General features: G+C 32.7%; 1 protein-coding gene, 1 rRNA gene and 1 pseudogene. 1 reads left to right on the plus strand and 2 read right to left on the minus strand.

Annotated elements, in window-relative coordinates; genetic code table 11:
• Positions 1-175: 175 nt before the first annotated feature.
• Positions 176-712, minus strand: coding sequence for a 2'-5' RNA ligase family protein (locus BCI01S_RS24375; RefSeq protein WP_061801335.1), 537 nt, complete (start codon positions 710-712; stop codon positions 176-178).
• Positions 713-1,819: 1,107 nt separating this feature from the next.
• On the opposite strand from BCI01S_RS24375, the pseudogene BCI01S_RS25065 reads away from it, so the two are divergent.
• A pseudogene (locus BCI01S_RS25065) lies at positions 1,820-2,050 on the plus strand (ATP-binding cassette domain-containing protein); the annotation flags it as partial.
• Between the two features lie 268 nt (positions 2,051-2,318).
• On the opposite strand, the gene rrf reads toward BCI01S_RS25065, so the two are convergent.
• A 5S ribosomal RNA gene (rrf, locus tag BCI01S_RS24380) occupies positions 2,319-2,435 on the minus strand.
• Position 2,436: the final 1 nt, after the last annotated feature.

Genomic DNA, 2,436 nt, shown 5'->3' on the forward strand with positions numbered 1-2,436 from the left:
GTTTGTTGCTATCAGATGCAACTTTTATATCGTATCACATTTAATAGTCACAAGTCAATAATTTTCTTAAAACTTTTAACTATTAAATTATCAATTATCGTTACCGTTCGAGGCAACTTTTATATATTAACAAATATCCATTTAACCGTCAACTGTTTTTTTATATTTTTTTCAATCACATTAAACTCTCAGAATATATAAGCGGAACATGCTTTTTACTATCTATTCTAATTAATCCTATTCGGTTTATTTCCCCTTTTAGCTTTTCATTTATCTTTAAACAATAATTATATGCATCCTGAAGCTTTTCTTCAGAAAGTCTATTAGCTAAAGTACAATGTGGAATCCATTTACCCGGAAGATATACTGACTCTTTATCATCAATAAAGAAAGCAAAATTTCTATGATGATTAGAATGTAAATCAAGTAACTCTTCAGTTATAGTCGGGGAATAAAATAACGTTTTTGTATTTATAAAAGATCCTACTGTTTGAAAGTCAAGTCGTACTTTTTCTTTATCTTTATAAAAGGTCCTCATCTTATTTATAAAGTTCCTAACGGGAATTTCCTTATAGTTTGCTATTGTAATATGTGGTACTCTATCTTCTACTTCCCTCGCATAATAAGAGATGCCATTACTCTCCAAGCCTTCCCATATCGTTTTTATACTTTGTTCTAATTCTGGATTAAACAATGCAACTACTGCATACATCGCATTCTTCTCCTTTAGTATATAGTGTCTTTTTTTCTAAAAACCAAATTTTCTCTAGCTATCCACGGGTTGTAATTTAAATGAGATAATCATATTTATTTCCTTCAATCGTCTTTTCAACAAATATCTATACTGGCGTAAAATCAATTTTAGACTCTTAAGCATCTAACCCTCGCTCTACCTTTTCGTCCTTCACAGCTCACCCAAGTAATAATGAGATATCATTTGAAAATATACGATATCCCCTCACTTCCCTCCATAACGCTTCTACAAGCCCCTTCTCCCGGAAACTTAAAGTCACCTTTATTTGTTTGCATAAGTAAATCTTTTGCTTTTCTTATTATCTCGCCTATCACATTTTCCATTTACTACCTAAACATTTCTCTTTTCAAAACACTTAGATTAAATTAAGGTAACAGAAGTTTAACATACATTCTTTTTATGTACACCTATAATGTCTCTATGCCCTAAGGATTTTATTAGTAATAATAGATATAATCTAAAAAATAAAATTTAATAAACGATTCGCAGCGATTAACCGTCTTATGATTTGAAAAAGAAAAAAGAGGCATCGGTTTTACTTTAGACAACGAGAAAAGACTTATTAAACTTGCAAAAGAAGGAAATGAAGATGCCCTCATCGACTAATTGCGAAAACAAGAAAGAAAAGTATTTAATGACAGAAATTAATTCCTATTTATTATTCTTACTGATCTCGCTCTGTTAGCTTAGGGAACGTTTTTGTTTATCCACGCCAAGGAAAAAACAAGCTTCGCATGGTTTTGGGGAATATGGGGAATATGGGGATTGATTTCTCTTCCACTCCCATCCATTCTTTACTACCTGCTTATTATCTTGCCTAAATTAAGAAAAATGCGAAAGGGGAAATAACTTTGGATGAATTATGAAAAGTAAACTGGTCATTATTAGCTCTTATTCTTATACTCCAAGTCATTTTAATGGTGACAGCCGTCATTAACTGCACCAAACAAGAAGAAACTAACGGACCAAAGTAACTATGGTTTTCACTTATTTTGTTTGTTAGTTCATTCGGAACCTATTTTATATTTTGTCATAGGAAGAAAAAATAATTGAGGAGATACTAAAATATTCGTACAAGTAAATCAATTAGAAAAACAATTTAAAGACCATCAAGCAGGAAAAACAACCACTCTTCATATGCTCGCTGGTTTGCTATCCCCAACAAAAGATTCCATCTCTTACAACGGAGAAAAAGACTATCGTAAACTTATTGGCTTTATGCCCCAGCATCCTAGTTTCTTCAATTGGATTACTCCCATGGAATTTTTATATTTCGTCGGAAAACTATCTGCTGTTCATGGTTATATCCAAATATATGAAATGGAGTCTTGCTACACTCCGAAATGAAGCAACCATTATTTTAATGATGACCAAAATTTTGACAAACTCCAATTACCGTTTATTTCAACTTTTTACATTATCATCAATTTTTTACACACTAACAGTATTTGCTTTTAGGCGGTTCGAGCGTTTTTAATTATGGAAACTTCCTTACATACAAACTACAATTTTCTAATTATCACAAAAAAAGACCTAAAAGCATATTGCTTTTAGGTCTTTTAGTGCCTGGCGACGTCCTACTCTTACAGGGGGAGAACCCCCAACTACCATCGGCGCTGAGAAGCTTAACTTCCGTGTTCGGTATGGGAACGGGTGTGACCTTCTCGCTATCGCCACCAGAC

This window comes from Niallia circulans NBRC 13626 (assembly GCF_001591585.1).
GTDB classification, from domain to species: Bacteria; Bacillota; Bacilli; order Bacillales; family Cytobacillaceae; genus Niallia; species Niallia circulans.